This is a genomic window from Planktothricoides raciborskii GIHE-MW2, from assembly GCF_040564635.1.
Lineage (GTDB): Bacteria > Cyanobacteriota > Cyanobacteriia > Cyanobacteriales > Laspinemataceae > Planktothricoides > Planktothricoides raciborskii.
Genome location: NZ_CP159837.1, coordinates 3,172,688 through 3,193,974 on the forward strand (window position 1 = coordinate 3,172,688; position 21,287 = coordinate 3,193,974).

The 21,287-nt window shown below is 41.4% G+C and carries 23 protein-coding genes; 13 read left to right on the forward strand and 10 right to left on the reverse strand.

Annotation, left to right across the window (positions count from 1 at the left end; translation table 11 throughout):
* Nucleotides 1-204: 204 nt before the first annotated feature.
* The 3 genes from murI to ABWT76_RS13395 form a co-directional block, all read right to left on the reverse strand.
* Nucleotides 205-1,011, reverse strand: coding sequence for a glutamate racemase (gene murI, locus ABWT76_RS13385; RefSeq protein WP_231636903.1), 807 nt, complete (start codon nucleotides 1,009-1,011; stop codon nucleotides 205-207).
* 387 nt (nucleotides 1,012-1,398) lie between these two features.
* A complete protein-coding gene (locus tag ABWT76_RS13390; protein ID WP_354636257.1) occupies nucleotides 1,399-1,554 on the reverse strand; it encodes a hypothetical protein in 156 nt (51 codons plus the stop codon).
* 363 nt (nucleotides 1,555-1,917) lie between these two features.
* Nucleotides 1,918-3,285, reverse strand: coding sequence for an NB-ARC domain-containing protein (locus ABWT76_RS13395; protein ID WP_354636258.1), 1,368 nt, complete (start codon nucleotides 3,283-3,285; stop codon nucleotides 1,918-1,920).
* Nucleotides 3,286-3,949: 664 nt separating this feature from the next.
* On the opposite strand from ABWT76_RS13395, the gene ABWT76_RS13400 reads away from it, so the two are divergent.
* Complete coding sequence (locus ABWT76_RS13400; protein ID WP_354636259.1) at nucleotides 3,950-4,993, forward strand: radical SAM/SPASM domain-containing protein; 1,044 nt, start codon at nucleotides 3,950-3,952, stop codon at nucleotides 4,991-4,993.
* Nucleotides 4,994-5,444: 451 nt separating this feature from the next.
* On the opposite strand, the gene ABWT76_RS13405 is transcribed toward ABWT76_RS13400, so the two are convergent.
* Together ABWT76_RS13405 and ABWT76_RS13410 are read right to left on the reverse strand one after the other, a co-directional pair.
* Nucleotides 5,445-5,675, reverse strand: coding sequence for a UPF0175 family protein (locus ABWT76_RS13405; RefSeq protein WP_354636260.1), 231 nt, complete (start codon nucleotides 5,673-5,675; stop codon nucleotides 5,445-5,447).
* 16 nt (nucleotides 5,676-5,691) lie between these two features.
* Nucleotides 5,692-6,366, reverse strand: coding sequence for a hypothetical protein (locus ABWT76_RS13410; protein WP_354636261.1), 675 nt, complete (start codon nucleotides 6,364-6,366; stop codon nucleotides 5,692-5,694).
* Nucleotides 6,367-7,155: 789 nt separating this feature from the next.
* Here ABWT76_RS13410 and infC point away from each other — a divergent pair.
* The 4 genes from infC to ABWT76_RS13430 all read left to right on the forward strand — a co-directional run bounded on the left by infC (nucleotide 7,156) and on the right by ABWT76_RS13430 (nucleotide 12,559).
* Entirely contained in the window at nucleotides 7,156-7,689 is a 534-nt protein-coding gene (infC, locus tag ABWT76_RS13415) for a translation initiation factor IF-3 (protein WP_054469069.1), read from the forward strand.
* Between the two features lie 515 nt (nucleotides 7,690-8,204).
* The gene (locus tag ABWT76_RS13420) at nucleotides 8,205-11,282 is read left to right on the forward strand and encodes an MFS transporter (RefSeq protein ID WP_054469070.1); all 3,078 of its coding nucleotides are present in this window, start codon (nucleotides 8,205-8,207) and stop codon (nucleotides 11,280-11,282) included.
* Nucleotides 11,283-11,491: 209 nt separating this feature from the next.
* Nucleotides 11,492-11,950, forward strand: coding sequence for a Crp/Fnr family transcriptional regulator (locus ABWT76_RS13425; protein ID WP_054469071.1), 459 nt, complete (start codon nucleotides 11,492-11,494; stop codon nucleotides 11,948-11,950).
* Nucleotides 11,951-12,304: 354 nt separating this feature from the next.
* Entirely contained in the window at nucleotides 12,305-12,559 is a 255-nt protein-coding gene (locus tag ABWT76_RS13430) for a hypothetical protein (protein WP_054469072.1), read from the forward strand.
* Nucleotides 12,560-12,688: 129 nt separating this feature from the next.
* Here the strand turns inward: ABWT76_RS13430 and ABWT76_RS13435 are convergent, their stop codons facing one another.
* Nucleotides 12,689-12,823, reverse strand: coding sequence for a hypothetical protein (locus ABWT76_RS13435; protein WP_255353244.1), 135 nt, complete (start codon nucleotides 12,821-12,823; stop codon nucleotides 12,689-12,691).
* A 560-nt stretch (nucleotides 12,824-13,383) separates the two neighbouring features.
* Here ABWT76_RS13435 and ABWT76_RS13440 point away from each other — a divergent pair.
* On the forward strand, nucleotides 13,384-13,575 hold the full coding sequence (locus ABWT76_RS13440) for a hypothetical protein (protein ID WP_054469074.1): 192 nt from the start codon (nucleotides 13,384-13,386) through the stop codon (nucleotides 13,573-13,575).
* A 184-nt stretch (nucleotides 13,576-13,759) separates the two neighbouring features.
* Here ABWT76_RS13440 and ABWT76_RS13445 read toward each other — a convergent pair whose 3' ends face one another.
* A complete protein-coding gene (locus tag ABWT76_RS13445; protein ID WP_354636411.1) occupies nucleotides 13,760-14,467 on the reverse strand; it encodes an AAA-like domain-containing protein in 708 nt (235 codons plus the stop codon).
* Between ABWT76_RS13445 and ABWT76_RS13450 the strand changes: the two genes are divergently transcribed.
* Nucleotides 14,451-14,864, forward strand: a complete 414-nt coding sequence (locus ABWT76_RS13450; RefSeq protein ID WP_082349000.1) for a pentapeptide repeat-containing protein — start codon at nucleotides 14,451-14,453, stop codon at nucleotides 14,862-14,864. The two genes, ABWT76_RS13445 and ABWT76_RS13450, sit on opposite strands and share 17 nt — an antisense overlap.
* Before the next feature lie 15 nt (nucleotides 14,865-14,879).
* Entirely contained in the window at nucleotides 14,880-16,238 is a 1,359-nt protein-coding gene (locus tag ABWT76_RS13455) for an AAA-like domain-containing protein (protein WP_190879115.1), read from the forward strand.
* Nucleotides 16,239-16,304: 66 nt separating this feature from the next.
* Here ABWT76_RS13455 and ABWT76_RS13460 read toward each other — a convergent pair whose 3' ends face one another.
* From ABWT76_RS13460 to ABWT76_RS13470, 3 genes are all read right to left on the reverse strand, one after another.
* Nucleotides 16,305-16,484, reverse strand: a complete 180-nt coding sequence (locus ABWT76_RS13460) for a DUF1427 family protein (protein ID WP_054469077.1) — start codon at nucleotides 16,482-16,484, stop codon at nucleotides 16,305-16,307.
* Between the two features lie 37 nt (nucleotides 16,485-16,521).
* Nucleotides 16,522-17,427, reverse strand: coding sequence for a sugar phosphate isomerase/epimerase (locus ABWT76_RS13465; protein WP_156331963.1), 906 nt, complete (start codon nucleotides 17,425-17,427; stop codon nucleotides 16,522-16,524).
* A 74-nt stretch (nucleotides 17,428-17,501) separates the two neighbouring features.
* The gene (locus tag ABWT76_RS13470; protein WP_190879114.1) at nucleotides 17,502-18,686 is read right to left on the reverse strand and encodes a 2-deoxy-scyllo-inosose synthase; all 1,185 of its coding nucleotides are present in this window, start codon (nucleotides 18,684-18,686) and stop codon (nucleotides 17,502-17,504) included.
* A gap of 1,399 nt (nucleotides 18,687-20,085) precedes the next feature.
* On the opposite strand from ABWT76_RS13470, the gene ABWT76_RS13475 reads away from it, so the two are divergent.
* The 5 genes from ABWT76_RS13475 (at nucleotide 20,086) to ABWT76_RS13485 (ending at nucleotide 21,114) form a co-directional block, all read left to right on the forward strand.
* Complete coding sequence (locus ABWT76_RS13475) at nucleotides 20,086-20,205, forward strand: DUF1822 family protein (RefSeq protein WP_242049969.1); 120 nt, start codon at nucleotides 20,086-20,088, stop codon at nucleotides 20,203-20,205.
* A gap of 107 nt (nucleotides 20,206-20,312) precedes the next feature.
* Entirely contained in the window at nucleotides 20,313-20,486 is a 174-nt protein-coding gene (locus tag ABWT76_RS30685) for a hypothetical protein (RefSeq protein ID WP_375340261.1), read from the forward strand.
* The gene (locus ABWT76_RS30690) at nucleotides 20,477-20,674 is read left to right on the forward strand and encodes a hypothetical protein (protein WP_375339733.1); all 198 of its coding nucleotides are present in this window, start codon (nucleotides 20,477-20,479) and stop codon (nucleotides 20,672-20,674) included. Before ABWT76_RS30685 ends, ABWT76_RS30690 begins: the two co-directional genes overlap by 10 nt.
* Before the next feature lie 30 nt (nucleotides 20,675-20,704).
* Nucleotides 20,705-20,893, forward strand: coding sequence for a hypothetical protein (locus ABWT76_RS13480; protein ID WP_190879155.1), 189 nt, complete (start codon nucleotides 20,705-20,707; stop codon nucleotides 20,891-20,893).
* A complete protein-coding gene (locus tag ABWT76_RS13485) occupies nucleotides 20,893-21,114 on the forward strand; it encodes a Fic family protein (RefSeq protein WP_242049967.1) in 222 nt (73 codons plus the stop codon). Before ABWT76_RS13480 ends, ABWT76_RS13485 begins: the two co-directional genes overlap by 1 nt.
* The last annotated feature ends 173 nt before the right edge of the window (nucleotides 21,115-21,287 follow it).

A 21,287-nucleotide genomic window follows, 5' to 3' on the forward strand; every position in this document is an offset into this window, starting at 1 on the left:
GACCAATTTTAGATGGCCTGAACTTTTTGAGTTTAGGCCATCTTTATTTTGGCTATTGCTCAGGTGGGCAAATATTTGCCCACCCTACCGATCTACCTTTATTTTAGCTATTGCTCAGGTGGGCAAATATTTGCCCACCCTACCGATCTGAGGTGGGCAAATATTTGCCCAGGCTACCAATGGAGTGCCTAGGTGCTATTTACTCTAAGGATTAGCCACGGGACTGCTTTGTACCGCCTGATTTAGGTTGACTTTTTCCACTTGAGGGGTAAATCCCAGCCATTGCTTGGCTCTTTGGGCGAATTCTTCGGGACAACCACTGACACAGAATCGCGTGGGTAGGGGCGATCGCGTTTCGGTTAAGCCGAGTAGCTCTAGTTCTCGCACCGCTGCTGCGACTACATAGACTGCTGGATCCACAAGTTCAACCGATCGCGGCAAAATCTTCTGGATTACCGGAGCCAAAAAAGGATAATGGGTGCAACCGTAGACCAATGTATCAATCTGCTGCTGCATCAGTGGGGCGAGATATTCTCTGGCGACTTCCCTAGTGTAAGGTTCATGGATCCGATTGCTTTCAATCAATGGGACAAATTCAGGACAGCCCACTTGCCAGACTCTGGCTTCTGGATCTATTTCCTGGATAGCGCGACGATAGGCATTACTGGCAGCGGTCGCAGGAGTGGCAATCACCCCAATTCTGCGTCCTTTGTTGAGCGCGGCACGGGCGCCAGGGTGAATTAATCCCAAAATTGGCAAGTCAAATTCTGATTGGATGGTTTCCAGGGCTAAAGCGGAACTGGTGTTACAAGCAACGATCGCCATTTTGATTCCCTGGGGTTCCATCCAGTGCAAAATTTCTCGGACAAACTGGATAATCTCCTCTGGGGAACGGCTGCCATAAGGCAGTCGGGCGGTATCACCGAAATAGAGGATGGATTCGTTCGGCATTTGTCGGTAAACTTCCGTTAAAACCGTTAACCCGCCCAAACCACTGTCAAACACCCCAATTCTGGCTCTTTGAGAATCTTTGCCTTTGCCGGTGAAACGCGGAGGCGATCCCGCACTGGCGGTGGATTGATGTAACACAGGATCGGGATAGGGTCGTTGTGCCTCGCAATAGGCGATTCGCTTCGCGATCCGCTCTGGCGGAATCGCGTCGGCACCAAACTGAGAATGAGAAGACGATGCTGAAAAGTTAGACACAGGTAGTTGATGTTAGAGATATTCAATAATATGTGAACAAGAGTCGATGATGTGCAAGCAACTCAAAACAAATGAGCCCGATCGCTATCCCAGACAAACTAGATTCAGTCTAGTTTTATCGGCATGAGCCAAAATTTCCCGGTCAATCTTGATTGATTTTTCGGGAGATGCTTGTAGGTACTGACGAAAATCCTAGCATTGACTCGTTCTGCGTTCTTGTACCCTGGGGTCTACATCAATTTCTGGGTCATCGCGACGAGTTAAAACCGTTTTTACCCCAAACTGTTCTAAGTTCGTGGCAACTTGCAGGGTAATGGAGAGGACTATGCTGCATCTGTATGCGGTCATTTCTCCACTGCTTTGAATCAAAAAACCTTTTTAATCGGTTGTTTCCACTTTTTTGACTTCAATGGGATTCCGACTTGGGGAACTGTAATCAGGAGAATCTGAAGGGATTATGTGGTTTTGTGGACATTAGGGAAAATCTGACCGAGTTGTAGGTGCATTAGGGACAGCCCCACAATCGTGACGCTGCCGAATCATATTAGTAAATCAAGTTAGTAAATCAAGGATGGGGCGATCGCGATGCTTAATTATGCGAGACTGGAGACAAATCTTTATCTATGATTTTACCGATGATAACGAATAACTCAACAAAATCATCACAGGATCGCGGCTTTAAACCCGTTGCTTGTTAGCAGACAGCATATTTTAACCACAATTTCTCAGATATTCTCGAAAAACCGTAGATAAATCAAACAAAATCGCATCCCTTTCGATTGATTTGACTAAATAGCGTTTTTTCAAAGATTGTAACCCATTAATCAAGTTGATTTCGGATAAGGATACAGCTTTTCTTAAATACTCTCTTGACACAGGTTGGTTAGATTTACTGATTTCTAAGACAATTTGCTGTTCCAGCGCGGATAAGCGATCTAACAATTCACTAAGGAGAAATTTCATATCTTCGGTTAGCAGCAGACTTTCTGCTTGTAAAAACTCAGAGACTTTACCCCCAAAAATACTTTTAATTAAAATAGCAATATCTTTTAAATAAACTGGATGCCCTTCGTATCGGTTTAGCAGGGTTAACCAGCTTGCCTCATCTTTTAATCTCAATTTTTTCAAAATAGCCGGACTATCTAATCCCTGTAATTCTAAACATTTCACCGGATACAACTCCTCATCTAAGCCAATCATCTCTTGGCATTGTTCCTGACTGATTAATATCACAAGACTTTGATGGTCAATTTCGGCGATTTTTGTGAAAAAGCTTTTATAGTCTTTAAATTCTGGTTTGTACTGTCCGGCAAATTGTCCGCTGGTAAATAACTCTTGGACATCATCAAGGACGATTAAACATTTTTGCTCACATAACAGGTTGAAAAATTGGGTTAAGTTATGCTGATTTTGAATAGGATCGGGATGAGTTGCGCTTAAAATTTCCGTCAGAATGGTATCTAAAGACGGAGTGAGTTTGATGCTTTTCCATATCACCAGATCAAATTTTGGTAAATTTAGGTCAACAAACTGTTTAACCAGGGTGGTTTTACCAATTCCACTGAGTCCCAAAACTGAGATGAGATGGGGGTTTTGATTGGTTATCCAGTGGGATAGGGTTTGGAGTTCAGTTTCTCGTCCGCAGAAATGGGTAATTTTTGGCGCTAGGGCTAAATCGTAGTAGGATTTGTTAGCAAAATTTTGTTCAGTAGTTTTAGCAGAATTTTGAGGATTATTAGAGCACAGATTAATATGACTATTAATTAATAAGACTTGCTGTAAATTATTATCCGATTTCGCGAATCTTTTTATTGTCCAAATAAAATTTGATTTATTAACGGCTTCTCCTAATTGATCTGACAAAATATGCCATAATTTATACCCCACATCTCTGACTCGACTTTCACTATGATTACACTCATCGGCTATATCATTGTAAGTTTTTCCCTGCCAAACTCCTTTAATCAGAGTTTCCTGAAGATCGTCTAAGTGTTTTCCCGTCTGCTCGAATACGAGGCGATCGGCCAATTGTAAAACTTCTGTAACATTCATAAAAGCTATGTAGGCTAACGGTTTCATTTATTTTAGCTTAACAGATTAAAGCATTTTACGACATTTCACGATGTTTTTGGCAATATATCTTAACAAAAGACACGATTTAATCAGGCATTTTAGGATTATGAAAAAACTGATTACATGATAGATTAATCATTGATTAATTTATCATGTACAATTTCTGCATAGGAGTAAAAATGAATTCTTTTCTGTCATCTATTATGATGAATTTTGAGAAATGCTTAGAAGTTCCTAGCTTCAATGTAATTATCGGCCATGAAAAATTACATACAAATTATGCTTCAAGTATTTGCGGCTGTGAGGGCACATGTGATGCTTGTGAAAATTATTAATCTAGCTAGTCATCTGACTGGATGGAAGTCTAGGATGTGATTCACCAGGATGTGATGCTTGCGATTCATGCGACAGTGATTTAAGTATCGATCTAAGGTAATAAGCTGTTAATCGTTTAAATTGGGGATCTGGATTCCAGAAGCCAGGAAACCTCGGCTGTCAGAGAGTTTAACTTATCTCAATCTAAATGCGTAACAGCTTATCAGCTTTGTCAGGTCACAAAAAATCATTGCCTATTTAAGAATGCTTCCTAAAAAATCTACATACGACAAACAAAAATAAGGAAGCATTCTTGGGGTTTAAATTTACTTTATTTTTTTACAGTGAGGCAAAAATGCCAAATAACACAAGAGTATCCCAGTTAAGTTATATATGGATTAATCTTACTTCTAAGTGTAATAATAGATGTTTCTATTGTTACGATGCTGGACATTCTGTCTCAGAAATAAATACTAACACTGTTATCAAAATCCTGGATTTAATTAGTGAATTAAAATTAAAGCAACTCATTTTGATTGGTGGTGAACCTACTATACATAGTAATTTTTTAGATATACTAAGGCTTTGCTCAGAAAAAGTAAAAAAACCGACTATTATCACAAATGGGTTTCGCTTTGCTGACGAGCTATTTTGTAAAGATGTCTGTGAAATCGGTGTAACGGGCGTATTGTTCTCTGTACTTGGGCCTAGTGCCACTATCCATGACGCTGGAACGAAGAGACAAGGAAGCTTTGACCAAATCGTAAAAGGAATTGAAAACTTAAGACATCTAATAGACATTGACAAGATTCGGACAATTACAACCATTACAAAACGCAACCTAATCAACCTTAAAGAAATTATTGATCTGAATATAAGTTTTGGCTTAAAGCGTACAATATTCAATCTTTGTACCCCTTCAATTCTTGAAAAAGAGTTAGATTTATGTTTGAATCCCACAGAGTATTCAGCAATTATTGAGGATTTGTATCTATACTCTAAAAAGAATAATCATTTTATAGAAATAGGAACAAATGTTCCAAAATGCCTTTTTAAAAAAGAACTAATCGAAAACTTGATATCAAGTGGTGTCATCAGATTTTCCCCATGTCAGCTATATCGATCATCAGGAATTCAATTTTTAAGCGATGGCTCAGTTACTCCCTGCACTCATCTTTACGACGAAGTGCTTGGGAATCCTATAGAAAGAGGTTTTTCTATTTCAGAATTTATGGATTGGCTGAATTATTCTACTCCAAAAGATTTCCGTGAAAATATGTGGAGATATCCATCTGAAGAATGCAAGAGATGCAAAGAATGGGGCAACTGCACTGGGGGTTGTCCATTAATGTGGAGCAAGCATAATCCTACCGACTTTTTGCAAGCTATTTTACAATAGACCTCTTGCAAAATTCCTGCAAAGCCCCCCTTTTTAAGGGGGGTTGGGGGGATCGAGATATTTATTTTGCAAGAGGTCTAATAAATCATTGTGCTTATTCCGCAGCCCATTTCTTTTCATTAAATCAAAGATGCGATCGCGTAGCGTTGCGGATGCAATATCGCTGAGATAATCAACTTAACCAACTGTCCCACCCTTCCAGTGTCAATGTATTTAAGAATGCTTGTCTAACAATTTTTCTAAGAAGCGATCGGATGCCCAAAAAGATGTGTTTTGCAGGGTTTGAATCGTTGCCGGTAAATCGATTAACTGCATCGTTGCGGCTCGATCTAAAATTACCAGAATACCCGCAAATCTTAAAAAATAGCAACAATAATCATTCAGTTCCTAGTAAGTTACTTATGGCTTGGACATCGGCTTCTAAATCTGTTTCACTATCAGGTAAGTAAGCTTATTCATCTTTGAGGAATTGATAGGTTTCCCATCGCGATGAAAAATTGAGCATTCTGTGGACTTCTGCGGCACCAATCCGACCTTGACTATAGTGATCTGCTGCAATCAGTTCTAAAAATCGGCGGGAAATATTGTTGTTTTGCAGTTGTAGTCGATCGGCTAGAGTTGAAATTGCAGAGTAACAACCATGTATAGCCGCAAAATTCTTGACCCATGGGAAGTCCCACATCCGGGCTAGTCCCACTCTAGATATTTCCGGCGATATGCCATGCGGCACGCGAAAGCGATATGCCATCCGGCACGCGAAAGCGATATGCCATCCGGCACGCGAAAGCGATATGCCATCCGGCACGCGAAAGCGATATGCCATCCGGCACGCGAAAGCGATATGCCATCCGGCACGCGAAAGCGATATGCCATGCGGCACGCGAAAGCGATATGCCATCCGGCACGCGAAAGCGATATGCCATCCGGCACGCGAAAGCGATATGCCATCCGGCACGCGAAAGCGATATGCCATCCGGCACGCGAAAGCGATATGCCATCCGGCACGCGAAAGCGATATGCCATCCGGCACGCGAAAGCGATATGCCATCCGGCACGCGAAAGCGATATGCCATCCGGCACGCGAAAGCGATATGCCATCCGGCACGCGAAAGCGATATGCCATCCGGCACGCGAAAGCGATATGCCATCCGGCACGCGAAAGCGATATGCCATCCGGCACGCGAAAGCGATATGCCATCCGGCACGCGAAAGCGATATGCCATCCGGCACGCGAAAGCGATATGCCATCCGGCACGCGAAAGCGATATGCCATCCGGCACGCGAAAGCGATATGCCATCCGGCACGCGAAAGCGATATGCCATCCGGCACGCGAAAGCGATATGCCATCCGGCACGCGAAAGCGATATGCCATCCGGCACGCGAAAGCGATATGCCATCCGGCACACGAAAGCGATATGCCATCCGGCACACTTCGCGATCGCCCTGTTTGTTAAGAATTATATACGAGATATTTACTAGGGACTCCCAGCAGTTAATTTTTCACTTAAATAGCACTAATACCCATCAACGGTTTTCCCAAGCTAAAAGGATAATGATCTATAGCTGGAAAAATCTTCCCTGAATCACTTACCGCGATTTTTTGGCAAAATTAATGAAAAATATATGTTATAATCAATCCAGACATCGTTAACGCAACAACATAGAACTACTCTTCTATAGAGTGCGCCCCATAGCATTCCCAGATTTTTGCTAATATAATGATGTTAGTGCTTAAAGTACACTAGCCATGTAGCTGGGAGTCTCCTGTTGCCAACAACCGTGATTTATAGCTGGCTTTGTGGAAAATGACATAAATCCTCAGCAGAATAGAATCAGACTCAGTAAAATGGTCACTAACAGTGACTTCCTGTTTTATCTGGCTGAATTAATGTTTAACTCTCCCTAGCTCCTTTGAAAGTGGCACGACTCAGCGTCGCTACCACTGACATTCAGTAAAGTTCTCTAGGCTAAAAGGATCCGGTTTCAACTTCTTGGCAATTGGCTATGACCATAGCTGTTCTCAGAAAAAGTTGCTCTCTTTGCTCCCCTTCACCTGCAAACGTAGGTGTGTTTAAGCTTTTGAGCAGCGATACTGAATTGTCAAGAGATCGAAACCCAGACTCGACCCCCGCTGACCAGTTAATGAATTGCATCATCTCTAATGCCTGTGATTAACAAAAAACATAATCGAGATTTACCACAGATCAACGAAAGAATTCGCTTTCCCAAAATTCGGGTTATTGACACGAACGGCGACCAACTGGGGATTTTGACTCCTCAAGAGGCTCGACAAATTGCCCAAGAGAGAGAACTCGACTTGGTTTTAGTCAGCGATAAGGCGGATCCACCAGTCTGCCGAGTGATGGACTATGGCAAGTACAAGTTTGAGCAAGAGAAGAAAGTACGAGAAGCCAAGAAAAAACAGCATAATGCTGAAGTTAAGGAAGTGAAGATGCGCTATAAGATTGAAGAGCACGATTACCAAGTGCGTCTGAATCAAGCCAAGCGCTTCCTAGCATCAGGGGACAAGGTGAAAGCCACCATTATGTTCCGAGGCCGCGAAATTCAACATAGCGATCTGGCCGAGAGTCTGCTTCAGCGGATGTCAAAAGATTTGGAAGAAATAGCAGATATTCAGCAAAGTCCCAAAAAAGAGGGACGGATGATGATGATGTTACTCGCTCCTAAAAAATAACGCTTAGATATTAGTCAATAAATATCACATAAACGGGTTCGGTCCAAAGAGTGTTTGGTGGTTTTGGCGCCGGAATGAATTGGCCATAATCACCGCAAGATAGATGTGTTAATCGACATCTATTTTTGGGGATCGGCCTTTTTTTTGACTGGTTTTTGGGTAAAAAAACGAAAATTAATAATCAATTAATCAAATTAAATTAAAACCAAAAAATATTTTTGGCATTTTTTTACATAAAAAGAATATAAAAAAATGAAATTAAATACAGATTTTATTAGGATAAAATGATGATAAGATTGATGATAAGATTGCATGGGGAAGAATTGTTTAAGCATCAGAAGAAAACATCAGGGATACCGATGAGTTGCTGATGAGTTGCTGACTTAAGCCGCGAATTGACCATAAGTCAGTCAAAATCGCTCAAAATAAATGATGTTGGCTGAGTCATTCAGTGAACGTGATAGTTATATATATGTGATCAGGAAACATCTCAAGGCGGAGGAAATCAGCGCTGCATGGAATTGAAAGATCGGCGTTTAGCTAAGGGTGTATTGGGACGATCGGTGCTGCAATGGCTGAATTTGCGGCCAGATGAAGCAGAACGAACTGGGTTGATGTTCGCGTTTTATACCACTACTTCGGTGGGACTGCTGTGGTTGGAAGCGACTGCGGTGGGTCTGCTGTTGGGAGAGTATGGGGCGGGATCGCTGCCTTGGATTTATATTGCCGGAGCGGGCTTGGGTTCGGCTTTGGGCTTGTTTTATTCTTGGCTGCAAAAAATTCTGCCTCTGCGTCGGGTGATTGTGGCGATCGCCCTGTTAATCGCGATTCCCCTGATTTTCTGCCGCTTTGGTTTGACGGTGCAAGGTTCGATTCTTTACGGCATCACGGTCTTTTTGTTGCGACTGTGGGTGGAAAGTATTTATATTTTGAATGACTTGAATACCGCGATCGCCGCCAATCAACTATTTAATATTCGGGAAATCAAGCGGACTTATCCCATTGTCAGTAGTGGCATCTTACTGGCTGATGTAGTTAGCGGCTTTTCTCTGCCGTTTATTCTCAAATGGTTTGGCCTGCCTAATGTGATTTTGGCGGCATTTATCATGTTTTGTAGCGGGGCTGGTATTCTGTATTATTTGAGCGATCGCTACAAACAAGCCTTTCCCGACGCTCCGGCACACCTAATCGAAGACGAAGAAACCCGGTTTGCCAACAAACGCCTCCAAGGAGAACAACGGGGCTATGTGGTGCCACTAATTATCTTTTTTCTTTTGTCGCCCATTCTCTATCTGCTGATTGACTTCCAATTCCTGAGTATGTTGGAAGCCCAAAGCCCATCAGAAGAAAGTATCGCCAGCTTTATCGGCATCTTCAATGGGAGCTTAGGCATTTGTGAAGTCATGGTTCAATGGTTTATTGCCAGTCGATTAATTGAAAGATTTGGCGTCTTTGTCTCGGCGACAATTCTACCAATTGGCATTGTGGCGATCGGGGTGATAGAACTCTTCATCATCCTCTGGTTTCCCGGCAGCAGCAAGGGTCAAATCGCCTTTGTCATCTTTGCCGGTTTAGTGGCGCTAAAATTTTGGAATGAACTGTTTCACTACACCCTCTCCGAAGCCAGTGGCCCCGTATTATACCAGCCCCTGCCAGATAGCAATCGCAATCGCTTACAATCATTCATTGGCGGAGTCCTCAAGCCTCTGTGTAATGGCCTCACCGGGTTAGCCATGCTGGGAATTATCGGGTTATGTCGCTGGGTAGTCAGCAACATCTCAGGGGCAGATCAGTGGCAGAATCTACAAGATTTATTATTTTTAGCCTTGATTGTCGCCAGTGCGGTGACTTGGCTATTTGCCATAGGAATTATTCGCTCTCGGTATGTGCGTTTATTGGTTTCCAGTGCGGAACGAGGACGCCTCGGTGTCTCGGACGTGGATATGCGGACTTTTAAGCGCACGGTGATTGAAAACCTGGAAAAGCCAGGTTCTTTGGAAGACAAACGTTCCTGCATTGAACTCCTGAGTCAAATTGACCCAGAAAATGTTGGAGAAGTCCTGGCACCGTTGCTGCTGGAAATGCCACCGGCTTTACAAAGTCAAAGCTTAGAGACAATGCTGAACCATCCCAAGCCAACCCAACTCCAAGCGGTCAAAGCTTTGATCGATCAACCGTCTCTCTCTCCAGAAGTTTTGGCCTTGGGGCTACGCTTTTTCTGGCTGATGGAGTCCGAGCAAGACCTGGAGCAACTGCGACCATATCTGCAACAGGAAATCGATCCGGTGGTGCGCGGAACTGCCGCTGCCTTGATTATGCGCCGTGGCAACCGCGAACAAAAAGCGGAGGCGACGAATACGTTGCGGCGAATGGTGACGCACAAACAGGAACGGGAACGAGTGATGGGTTGCCGCGCTTTGGGAGAAGCGGATTATTTACAAGGGTTGCGGCTTTATATTCCTAATTTGTTGCAGGATGAGTCGATTCGAGTGCGCTGTGCTTTGCTGGAAGTGATTGCTTCCACCCGATTAGAGGAATATTATTTCTCTCTGTTGCGGGGACTTTACTACAAGTCTACTCGCGAGTCGGCGATGCGAGCTTTGGTGCGATTGGGCAATGAGGTGTCAGGGCGATTAGTGGCTTTGGCCGAAGATATCCATAAGCCAGAGTTGGTCAGATTGCACGCTTGGAATGTGTTGGGAGAAATGGGCACCCGGGAATCTCTGGATTTGTTGGTGCTGCATTTAGCTAGTTCTTGGGGGCATACTCGCCGGAATATTCTGCGGATTTTGCTGAAGCGACCGAATGATTCGGGGATTGAACGAGTTTTAGATGTGTTTGGTCGTTCCGGGGTGGAGATTTTTATTGAGCAAGAGTTGATGTTTATGGGTCAGGTCTATGCGGCTTTGGTGGAAATCCCCGAGGAAGCGGTTTCTGGTCGAGAAGCGAATTTGCTGCGTTCCGGGTTGAGAGATTTGTTGTCCGATGCGAGCGATCGCCTCTTTTTATTGATGCGATTCCTTTATCCCACGGAACGAATTCAAGCGGCTTCATTTAATCTGAAGTCCGGTCAACGGTCGAATATTGCTCGCGGTTTAGAAATTTTAGACAATACCTTCGATCTTCCCAGTAAGCGAGTGTTGCTGAATGTGTTGGATCGCCAATCCGATCGCGAAAAGCTGGAGCATTTGTCGCCGATGATTGACTACCAGAATATGACCCCGAGCGATCGCGTCCGCCGATTATTAGAGTTACGACACTTTTTGTCGGACTGGCCCTTAGCCTGCTGTTTTCACTTAGCCCGTGTCCAGCGTTGGAGTCTGACTCCTGAATCCACCTTAGCCTGTTTGCGCCATCCCAAGGGTTTTGTCCGCGAAGCGGTCTTAGCCTATCTCCGATTAGCGTCCCCTCGGGCTTTGGCGGAATTGCTGCCGATGATGAAAAACGACCCCGATCGCTTGGTGGCAGCGCAAGTACGAGAAATGATGAAAGATTTAGGGGTGAGCGATTCTACTCAATCCCGTTACGGCAATTCTTTACAGGATAGCCGGATTGTTAACTATCCCGGAATGGCTGGTTTTGAAGGCACATAAGTTTCCCGGACAGACGCCCGAACCCCTATCCCCAGTCGGGGCAATTCATCCTTTGTCCCGACTGCTTAGGCTCATTGTTGGATTCAGCAAGTCCCGAAAGCAGTACAATGTCGATTGTCAACCCACCCAAGCTAGGTAGACCCGAATCTCAAATCTTTGTAAATGCTTGTTTTTTATTATATAAAAATAAAATATAAGGGTGTAGATAAATGCTGACGAGCGTTGAGCGATTACTATTTGTCAGGGGCGTTCCAATTTTTAAAGAACTGCGTGACGATTTTCTGGTGCGGTTAGCATCGGTGATGGATGAATTGTCTTTTCCTAAAGAATATACTATTTTCACCGAAGGACAAGAAGGACGCGCTCTGTATATTGTGGTTTCGGGTCGAGTGCGGGTTCACTTGGGTAATCGAGATTTAGCGGAACTGGATGAGGGCGCTTGTTTTGGGGAGATGTCTTTGTTTGATTCTGAGCCCCGTTCGGCTTCTATTACGACTTTAGAACCTTGTGATTGCTTGGTTTTGACTCAGCAGCAACTTTATGATGCGATCGATGAAACCCCTGGAATTGCGGTTAATATTATTCGTCTCTTATCGCGGCGGATTAGAGAATTAAATCGGAAAAGTCAAGAAGGGGAAACGCATCAAAAACCAGTTATTTCAAAGTAAAATTTGGGCGCAAATTTGCCCATATTATTGCCGTAATATGGCCAGGGAAACATTTCTCTGGCTTTTAACCCACATTCCGCACATCTTCATATATCGTTACATATCTTAACTCTATTCAGGATGTTTTTACGAAAAACTGCCATTACAGGAATACTTAATAATAAAACTTATCAATAGCTAATTTTTATGAGAAAATTTATTACAATTATTCATATTATGGGCAATGAATCCTGATAACTAGAATGCTTACAGGATAAAGATTACAAGCGATATATTAGTAAAAATAATTCATTAAATGTTAAGAAGTGCGGAATGTGGGATTAATTATGTTCACCTACTTATCAGGAGTTATCTGTGGGTGGCGAAAAAGAAACCCGGTTTCTGGGGTTCTGGGGTGGCTGTTGGGGCAAAGAAACCGGGTTTCTGCTGTGGGGATCAGGAGTTATCTGTGGAATGCGAACAAGAAACCCGGTTTCTAAGTTTCTGGGCTGGCTGTTGGGAGAAAGAAACCGGGTTTCTTTTGTGAATATCAAGAGTTATCTGTGGGATGCAAAAAAGAAACCCGGTTTCTGGGGGCGGCTGACTACTATGTCTGATTCATCTGAATAGTTTACCTCTGTAGTGGCCCGCGCATTTCGGCAGTAAATTGGTCATTTTAACTGATAACTTACGTGGCGAAATGCGCGGGTCCTAGTTCAGTCAATAGCAAATTGCTGTAACTTATGGGGTGGAAAGAAATTAATCACGGGCTAACCACCAAACTAATGCCCCAGCAGTCCCAACAGCTAATAAGGGTGCTGCTACGGCCACAAATGAACTAATAGCCACTGCCCCAACTGTTCCCGCTGCGGTAGTCACAGTCGCAATTCCCACACCACCAGTAGTAGCAATAATATGATCCTTAAAAAAAATGACATTTTTTGAAGGATCATATTATTGCTTGAAATGGTATAATTAGTTTGTATTTTAGATTAAAATAATAAGTCAATTTTAGCGCAAAATTTAGTATTAATCTGAGGTGAAACCAGGAGATAATTTTGCCGTTAAATTTGTATGAAGCCGAAATTAACAAAAATTGTGCTTCGTAAATAAATGTAAGATTATCTAAATAAATATTACTAACTTTTTCTTTGGCATAATTTTTATTATCATTATGTAGCATAGTATTTTCTGATATATAATTTAAGATCACGGAACCTATATTAGCCGCAGCGTTAGCATTAGGAACAATCATCGGCACAAAAGCCTTAGAAAAAACTGGCTAAAAAATTGGTGAGGCTTGTGTTGAAAAAACAAAACAATTCTTAAAAAATCTTAACCAAGCAAGTACCAATACAGTAACGGCGATCGTTCAACATACACCCAATCAGTCGTTAAACTATAGTCAAATCATTCCCGCGATTCAAGCCGCAGCCGAAAAACAACCAGAATTAATGGCACAAATTCAAGAGTTAGCAGCATTAGGGCAACATCAACCAAAACTGATGCCCTATATTCAAGAAGCAAAACAATCGAATTATCAAAAAAATATTGTTAATCAAATGGGCGATAACCACGGTGTAATTGCTGAAACAATTGATAAAAATGTGCATATTAATACCGTTCAAGGTTATCTACACATTTAGATAGGATAACCTGAATATTAACGGCAGGGGATTGATGTTAATTCATACCCAGTAACAGCTAATGCCATGAATGATAATTACGGGGTTAACGCCAAAAATATTAAGACAAGTGTTCTCATCCAAAAGGTTGAAGGCGATGCAACAATAGGTGTCACACAGGAAAATACACCAAAACCTATTGATATCAATTGGCGCGAAGTCTGTCAAAACGGCCACCATCCCCCATTGCCCGTTGACTCAATTGCGCGACTAAATGACACAAATTCTGAGTCAAAAACGGTTGTCCAGCCGTGAAATCTAAAATCGCCTTTACAACCGATGCTGGCTGTTCCACCTTCTTCTCTAGCCCTTGAATTAAAGGAGTTACTTCTGACCAATCAAAGCCTTTTAGTTTGATCGCTTGTCCAATATTAAACGGTGTCTTCGTCCTGTCTCGAATCAAATCGGAAGGAGTTGCTACCCCAAAAATGGCAAAGGTAATGCGTTGATATTCTGGGTTGATTGCCCGTTGGTTATAGCAAAAGCGAATCAAGGCAAAAAAGTCGTCAATTGAAAATTTAAGACCTAGCAAACTATCAACTTCATCAATAAAGATAAACAACTTTTGTTGGGGAAACTGCACCAGTAGCAATTCCTCAATAAACCACCGTAGCCGTTGCAATAAACCGAGATCGTTGCGTTCTTGCCACCAAGTTTTCAGATTCAAGGTTTCTAGTAGCCCCAACTGTCGCCATAAGTCAGCGGCGAATCCCTTGTACCATTGCACTGGCGTAATCTGCTTGCTCCCCACCACACTCAAATCCACCGCAGCGCAGTGAAAGCCATCTTGTTCAAGGCGATGCTTAGTTCGTACTAGCAGCCTTAAGTTGTTACGAATGGCCTTGGGGTGTATAAACGAGAATTTATACCAATTTTATGAGACAATTCTCAGGAAAGTTGATTTGAGGGGGGCTGATTTGGTTAAGGCTGATTTGAGATATGCCGATTTGACAGAAGCAAACCTATACCGAGTTGCCCTAGAGTTAGCTAACTTAGTCGGCGCTGACTTAAGCCGTACAAATCTAAAACGAGCCTCTCTATTTCAAGCTAACCTAGAGGGATCCGTCTTACAGGATACGAATCTGGTTGAAACCGATCTGAGATACGCCAACTTGAAAGATACTCAGCTAATGGGTGCTAATTTTTCGGGTTACCGTGTCAAAGGAGCTTGCTTTACAGGCGCTCAAGGTTTAACTCACCTACAAAAGCAGTGGCTAAAAGCCAATGTAGCTTTAAATATCACAACCTAGCAAGTTGCTATTTGAATGAAAAACATTGAAGAACTTGTTGAATTTGCACTCCAGTTATTAGCTACAAAAACAGGGGTTTCACTTAGTTATATTCAAAAGGTAATCCTGCGAGAATCTCTACTTGAAAATAAAAAAACTTACGCTCTTATTGCTGAAGAAAATAACTACTCTGAAAGTTATATTAAATTCACAGTCGCGCCTAAACTATGGCAGTTGCTTTCACCGGTGATCGGTGAAAAAGTTAATAAGAAGAATGTCTTAACACTGCTAGAACAAAAGTTCACAAATCAAAATCCTCCTCCGACTGAGACAATAACAGCAATATCTGCGACGAGATTGACTAGGCCATGCTATGTTCTAGAATCTCCAGAAGGACAGGTTCCCCTCGCTTCTTCCTTGTACGTTGAGCGATCGCCTATTGAACAAACGTGTTATCAAGAGATTCTCAAACCCTGTGCCTTCATTCGCATCAAAGCACCGCGAAAGATGGGAAAGACTTCCTTGATAGCCCGAATTCTGGATTATGGGAGCAGTCAGAATTACCATACCGTGCGATTCAGCTGCTATCACGCCGGAACACAGGTGTTGGAAAAGAGTGATCGCTTCTTACGCTGCTTCTGTGCCAATGTCACTCAGCAGTTGGGTTTGGAATCTAGATTAAATGATTACTGGGATGAGGATATGGGAGCCTTGATTAACAGCACGATTTATTTTCAGGGCTATCTTCTCAAGGAACTCTCTAACCCTATAGTTTTAGCATTAGATGGCGTAGATCAATTACTTGAGTACCCAGAAGTCGCTAGTGATTTTTTCGTTTTGTTGCGTTCCTGGTATGAGGAAACCAAAGACACTTCAGTTTGGCAGAAATTACGAATAGTGATAGCTCATACCGTTGAAGTTTACATTCCCTTGCCTACCTATCGCTCTCCGTTTAATGTGGGATTGGAGATCGAACTGCCAACTTTTAGCCCAGAACAGGTGCAAGATTTAGCCGAACGTCACCAACTTCAACTCACGAATTCTGAACTTGAGCAATTAATGAAGCTCACTGGTGGCTTTCCATATTTAATCCGACTAGCATTGTATCATAGTAGTCGCTTGAATATTTCTGTACAAATGTTACTGCAAGATACTACAAGTTCTAGTGGAATCTATCGTCAACATCTTCAGTCTCAGTTATGGAACCTGCAACAGCATCCTAAATTAGCTGACGCCTTTCAACAGATTTTAACGGCTCCAATCCAATTAGAAATTGAGGTGGCGTTTAATTTAAAAAGTTTAGGATTAGTGCATGTTATCGAGAATAAAGCAATTGTTAGCTGCGATCTATATCGCGCCGCGCGCGAGTATTTCCGCGAATGGTACGCTCATTAAGGCTTTTATGCTTCATCTAAACTGGACTTTATCCATTCAGGCAGCGTAGTGCCTGCGAAGTCACGTTCACTGTTTAAAAATGAGTTGATAGATTAACTCATAACAATATCCTCCAAATAATACTCCACCTGCTCCAATCAAACCTAATAACGGAGGAACCGGAGCCGGTAGCTTTAACCAAGCAAATACCACACCGATAATCCAACCTCCAAGAATTGCCATTCCAGCCGCTTTAATGAATTCCATAGTTTAGTTCTTCACGATCTCGTCAATCAAGCGAACGCTACTCTTTTATAAAACATAAGCACCGATCTAAAGACTGTTTTACTGTCTTAACAGCTTCTTCTAAAGGCATATTTTTGATTTTTTGATTCCAGGGTTCTACCGCGACAGGGCCTCGGTATCCTTTCTGATAAAGTGCTTGTAAAAAATCTTTAATCTTGGTTACTCCTGTCGTCAATGGTAGTTCCCGTTCAAACTCGGGAATGTTAAACATATCATAACCTGGTAATCCATCATTTAATTCCACATACAATATATATTCCAAATCCAAATGGTGAATATCCAATATCCCTGCCCCACTATTTTGCCAATGGTGAACATCTAATTTTAAGCCACCATATCCATATAATCCAGCACTAGCAATCAAAGCACGGGTGCCATCTATAGTATGAATAAAATCGTATTTTGTGCTGCGTCTAGTTTCAGTTGGACCAATAAACTCTAAGCCAATTTTGATGTCATATTTTTGTAAAATCGGTTTGAGTTTACCCAAGCGATCGCTAGTTTGAATAAATAGATCGTTAAAATTGCGATCATTGCTAAATGGTGGGAGGTAACAGAGAGTTAAGTTACAGCCGATTTCTTGAGCTTCTTTAGCCTGTAATTCAAATAATGGTAAATTTTCTTCAAACTCTTTTTGACTGCCAAATAAGTTTACAGAAATGCCAAATGAAGCGGGTTTTAAATTAAGCTGCTTTAGCAATTGTTTGCAAGCAGAAATATTTAAGTTATTCCCCGCATTAAAATCAATATTAATCCCCTCAAATTGATATTTATGAGCCAAATAACAAATTTTTTCAAAATCATTGACCGTATGACCAATATGTCCGCAATGATTTAAATTAGCAATAGGAGCAGTTAAATTCAAAACGGTATACATTACAAATTTACCTATCAATGTTTTCACACTTGGGCTTGGATCGTTGATGCTGAGGGACTAGAGGCTAGCTAGTCCCTCTTCGGTAAGCCTTTAGCTATCAGTTAATGAAATTTGCTTCCGTTTACGTGAAAAAATTGTTTATTGTTGAAGATAAACTTTTCAACAACTTTTTTCACCAAATCATGGTCAACAGTAACCAAAAAATCGCCTTCAGGGTTGTAACATTTGCCAAGTTTATCCAATAAGACAAAACGTAGATCTTCCCCGGTTTTTTTATTATCTGCTATCATTGCCTCCATTAGTCTTTCGGTGGTAATCGTTTCCGGAAGAGGATTTTTAAAGCCAAGTTTTTCTTCAATTAAATAATAATGTTTTTCCACATCTTCTTGTGAAATTAATCCTATTTCTTTAGAAAGTTCGGCAGCTATTTTCATCCCAAATGAAATGGCTTCTCCGTGAGAAATTTTACCCTTTTCCAGCCATTCAATACCATGACCGAAAGTATGACCGTACTCAAGAATAATACCGTAGCCTTTCTCGCTGGGATCTTGCTTGAGAATCTCTAGTTTTGAGACAATGATATTATAGGCGAGTTTGTACAATTCTTCGTCTGTAAACTTAACATCAGGATTGAGGGCTTCTTCTAAATAGTCCAAAAATATTGCATCAGAAATAAAACCATTTTTTATTCCTTCAATTATGCCACTTCGCCTAGAAAAAGCTGGCTCTGTTTTGAGATATTTAGTATCTACCCAAATAAATAGTGGTGCATGATAAAGACCGAAATGATTTTTTCCAGTTTTACCATTGATCGCCTGCTTATTACTTAGTGTACTGTCCGTTTGGCCAGTCATACTTGTGGGGATTTCGACAAAACGGATACCTCGGTAAATCATCCCAGAGGCTAAACCAACTAGATTTCCAACTGTTCCGCCACCAAAAGCTAACAAGATAGATTTTTTGGAAATACCTTTGGCAATAAGATTTTCGCAGGTTTCTTCCAAAATTGTAAAAGATTTACATTTCTCCCCTGGCGGTACCAATTCAAGATTGCAAGGAAATTCGGCACTAATTTGCTCGTACAGTTCTTTTCCATACAAATCAAGTAAATGTGGTTCTGTAAAGAAAAATATTTGGTCGAAACTGTATTTCTTTAATTCCAACAAAAATTGGTTATGGATGTCATATCCAAAATAAAATGGACTAGGTTTTTCCAGGTGGGTACTGAGTGCGATAACTTTACAGGGTTCCCATGCTAATGTTTGAGAATTTAGTTGAATTTTCATAATTTATTTTTTTACACTTTAGTCCAACTATCCTCAAATATCAAAGCATAAAAAATTTATTTGATCAATATTACAAAGTTGGCTATAAATAAAAAGGTTTTGTTACCAAGTTTATATATTGCGTTTTTGAAAAAAAATGTGCATTGCTATATGGAGAGATCATTAGCTCGGTCTAACGAACTTCAGTAAGACTAACTTGGCGCTGGAATGTCATCGCACATCTTGAAACCAACCTGTAGCTCTAAGTGGGGAATTAATTGACCAATTTAGTATATTGACAAAAGTAATTAATTGTGATTAGTTGGGTTTGCTAAATGCTACAGTATAACTTTACACAAACATACCAAATCTATTTCTCGTAGTAGCTCAAGAACTGAATAATAGAGAAAGATTCTGCGTGAAGCGGCGATCGAAGCATATAGCTTTGGAGATCGCATAAACGAAACAGGGATCTTTCGGGTTAATGGGGAAAAATGTTCAAAAAAAATGTTACAAACCAGGGAAAAGGCGCGTTAGGCACGGGAATTTATTTATGGGTTGAAATGCTGAATTTATCGACCGTGCCTTTTCTTGAATGCCGTAGGCTATACACACCAAATCAGTTAAATAAAATTTTGTTATAGCGCTACGCGGTGGGTGCATCCCACCTAGGCATAAACATAAATGCTTAGGCGGGATGATCGGTTCAAATAAGCACATCGAAGTCGAAGAATACGCTCTACATTTTCTCTAGCCCACTTTGCCCCAGAGATTTTAACTCGGGCTGCAACCTGCTTAATTTTGGATTTTACATCCCCTGAACCAATGGCAATACCCATATGCTGATAGTGTCTATAACAGGGAATACGATCACGATGACTTTCCAGATACTTGCGAAAGTTCACAGATCCTTTGTTTTTTTAATTCTCAAATTCTTGAATTGCTCTATCCACCCAACCGTGCCATAAGAAGTTTTCGACTGGCCTCAAACGCCGGAGTGAACCCCCTACTTTGTAAAGATTTTTCTTGAGATGTAACCAATCTAAAACCTCACGCTTGATGAGTATTTGATTAGCACCGAAGGTTTTTATAATCTTCCAGATTCCAGGATGCCCATCTCCCAAACACTTTAGAATCGGACTCAGAGGCACAGAGTTACTCCAGTTTAATAATCCCTCTGGGTCTTTGAAGAAAACCCTTACTCTTTAGAAAGAGATACAGAGAACGTTGATAATTTTGCTACATCGATAAGCAGGGTTAAACAAATAGATTTAATTAATCATACAGTGAATCTCGTCGTCAATTTAACTCGTGACGATGTAGGTAACGTAATTGTGAATTTTCTATTTTTTCCCTCTTGAAATAGTCCGAATTTTCCCCGCAATCTCAAATTAATTATAGAGTAAGGAAAATTTACCCATTGATTATCCTCAGAAACGCTCAAATTATTAAGTGTAAATTAGAGGTAAAACCGGGGGAGAAGTTGGCGGTCAAAGTGGCATTAGGGGAAGCCGAAATCACCGAAAATTTTGTGGTGTAAACAAATGTAACTCTCTAGTTGGTTAAAATCAGAATCGATAGGAGGTTCAGGCACAATACTTAAATCAAGCAATATTTTAATACCAAACTTAACCCCTACCTATCAACATTCAATCCCTAGCCGATGAAACAGACCCCAGTGCTATTTGTCAAGAACTTTGCACCCTAATTTACTCCCTCGCACTCCCCGATACAGACATCCCCACTGTCAGCAACTTTGCCCAACTCAAACAACAGATTATCACCGTAAAACATAGCTGCAAAAACGCCACATTGCCCTAATTTTCCATAACTGTAAACCTCATCCCCCACTCCTCAACTGCTGTCGCAAAATCGCCGATGCTAACCTGGGTTTACACATCCTCTGGATAACCGATGAACCCCTGGAAGCACCTTTACGCAGTTTTCCCCCTAGTCAGGATAATTTGTTAGGGGCGATGCAAAGTTGGTTAGAGGAAATGATAGAATAAAATTGACTAATCTTAGCACAAATAAAACCCATGAAATTAAAAGTAACGGAACAAGTAGTTTTAATCCCCAAGGAATTATTAGGAGATAGCCAAGAAGTTGAACTAACTCAACAGGAAGGACAACTGATTATTACTATCAAACCGCCAGCCCTATCCTATCAAAAAACCACAGAATATGTCCTCAAGAAAACCCACGATTTTTATCAACGTCTAGCCTGATGTTCTACTTAACCATAGAACAAATTTTAGATATTCATCATCAAATTATTGCTCAGACGGGTGGGGGTTTAAGAATTACAAATCCGGGTTTAACCGCAAATGACTTTTGGGGGTCAAGAAATGCAACTCTTCCAGAAAAAGCCGCAGCATTAGGATTTTTTTTGATTAAAAATCATCTTTTTCTGGATGGGAATAAAAGAACAGGTCATGCAGCAATGTAAGTTTTTTTAATCCTGAATGGTTTTGAAATTAATGCCAATGTAGAAGAACAAGAAAAAGTAATTCTTCAAGTCGCATCAGGAGAAATGACAAGAGAGGAATTTACCCATTGGTTACAATCGGTAATTATAGTTGTTTCAATTAAGACTAATACAATTAGTTAGGGGCGATCGCC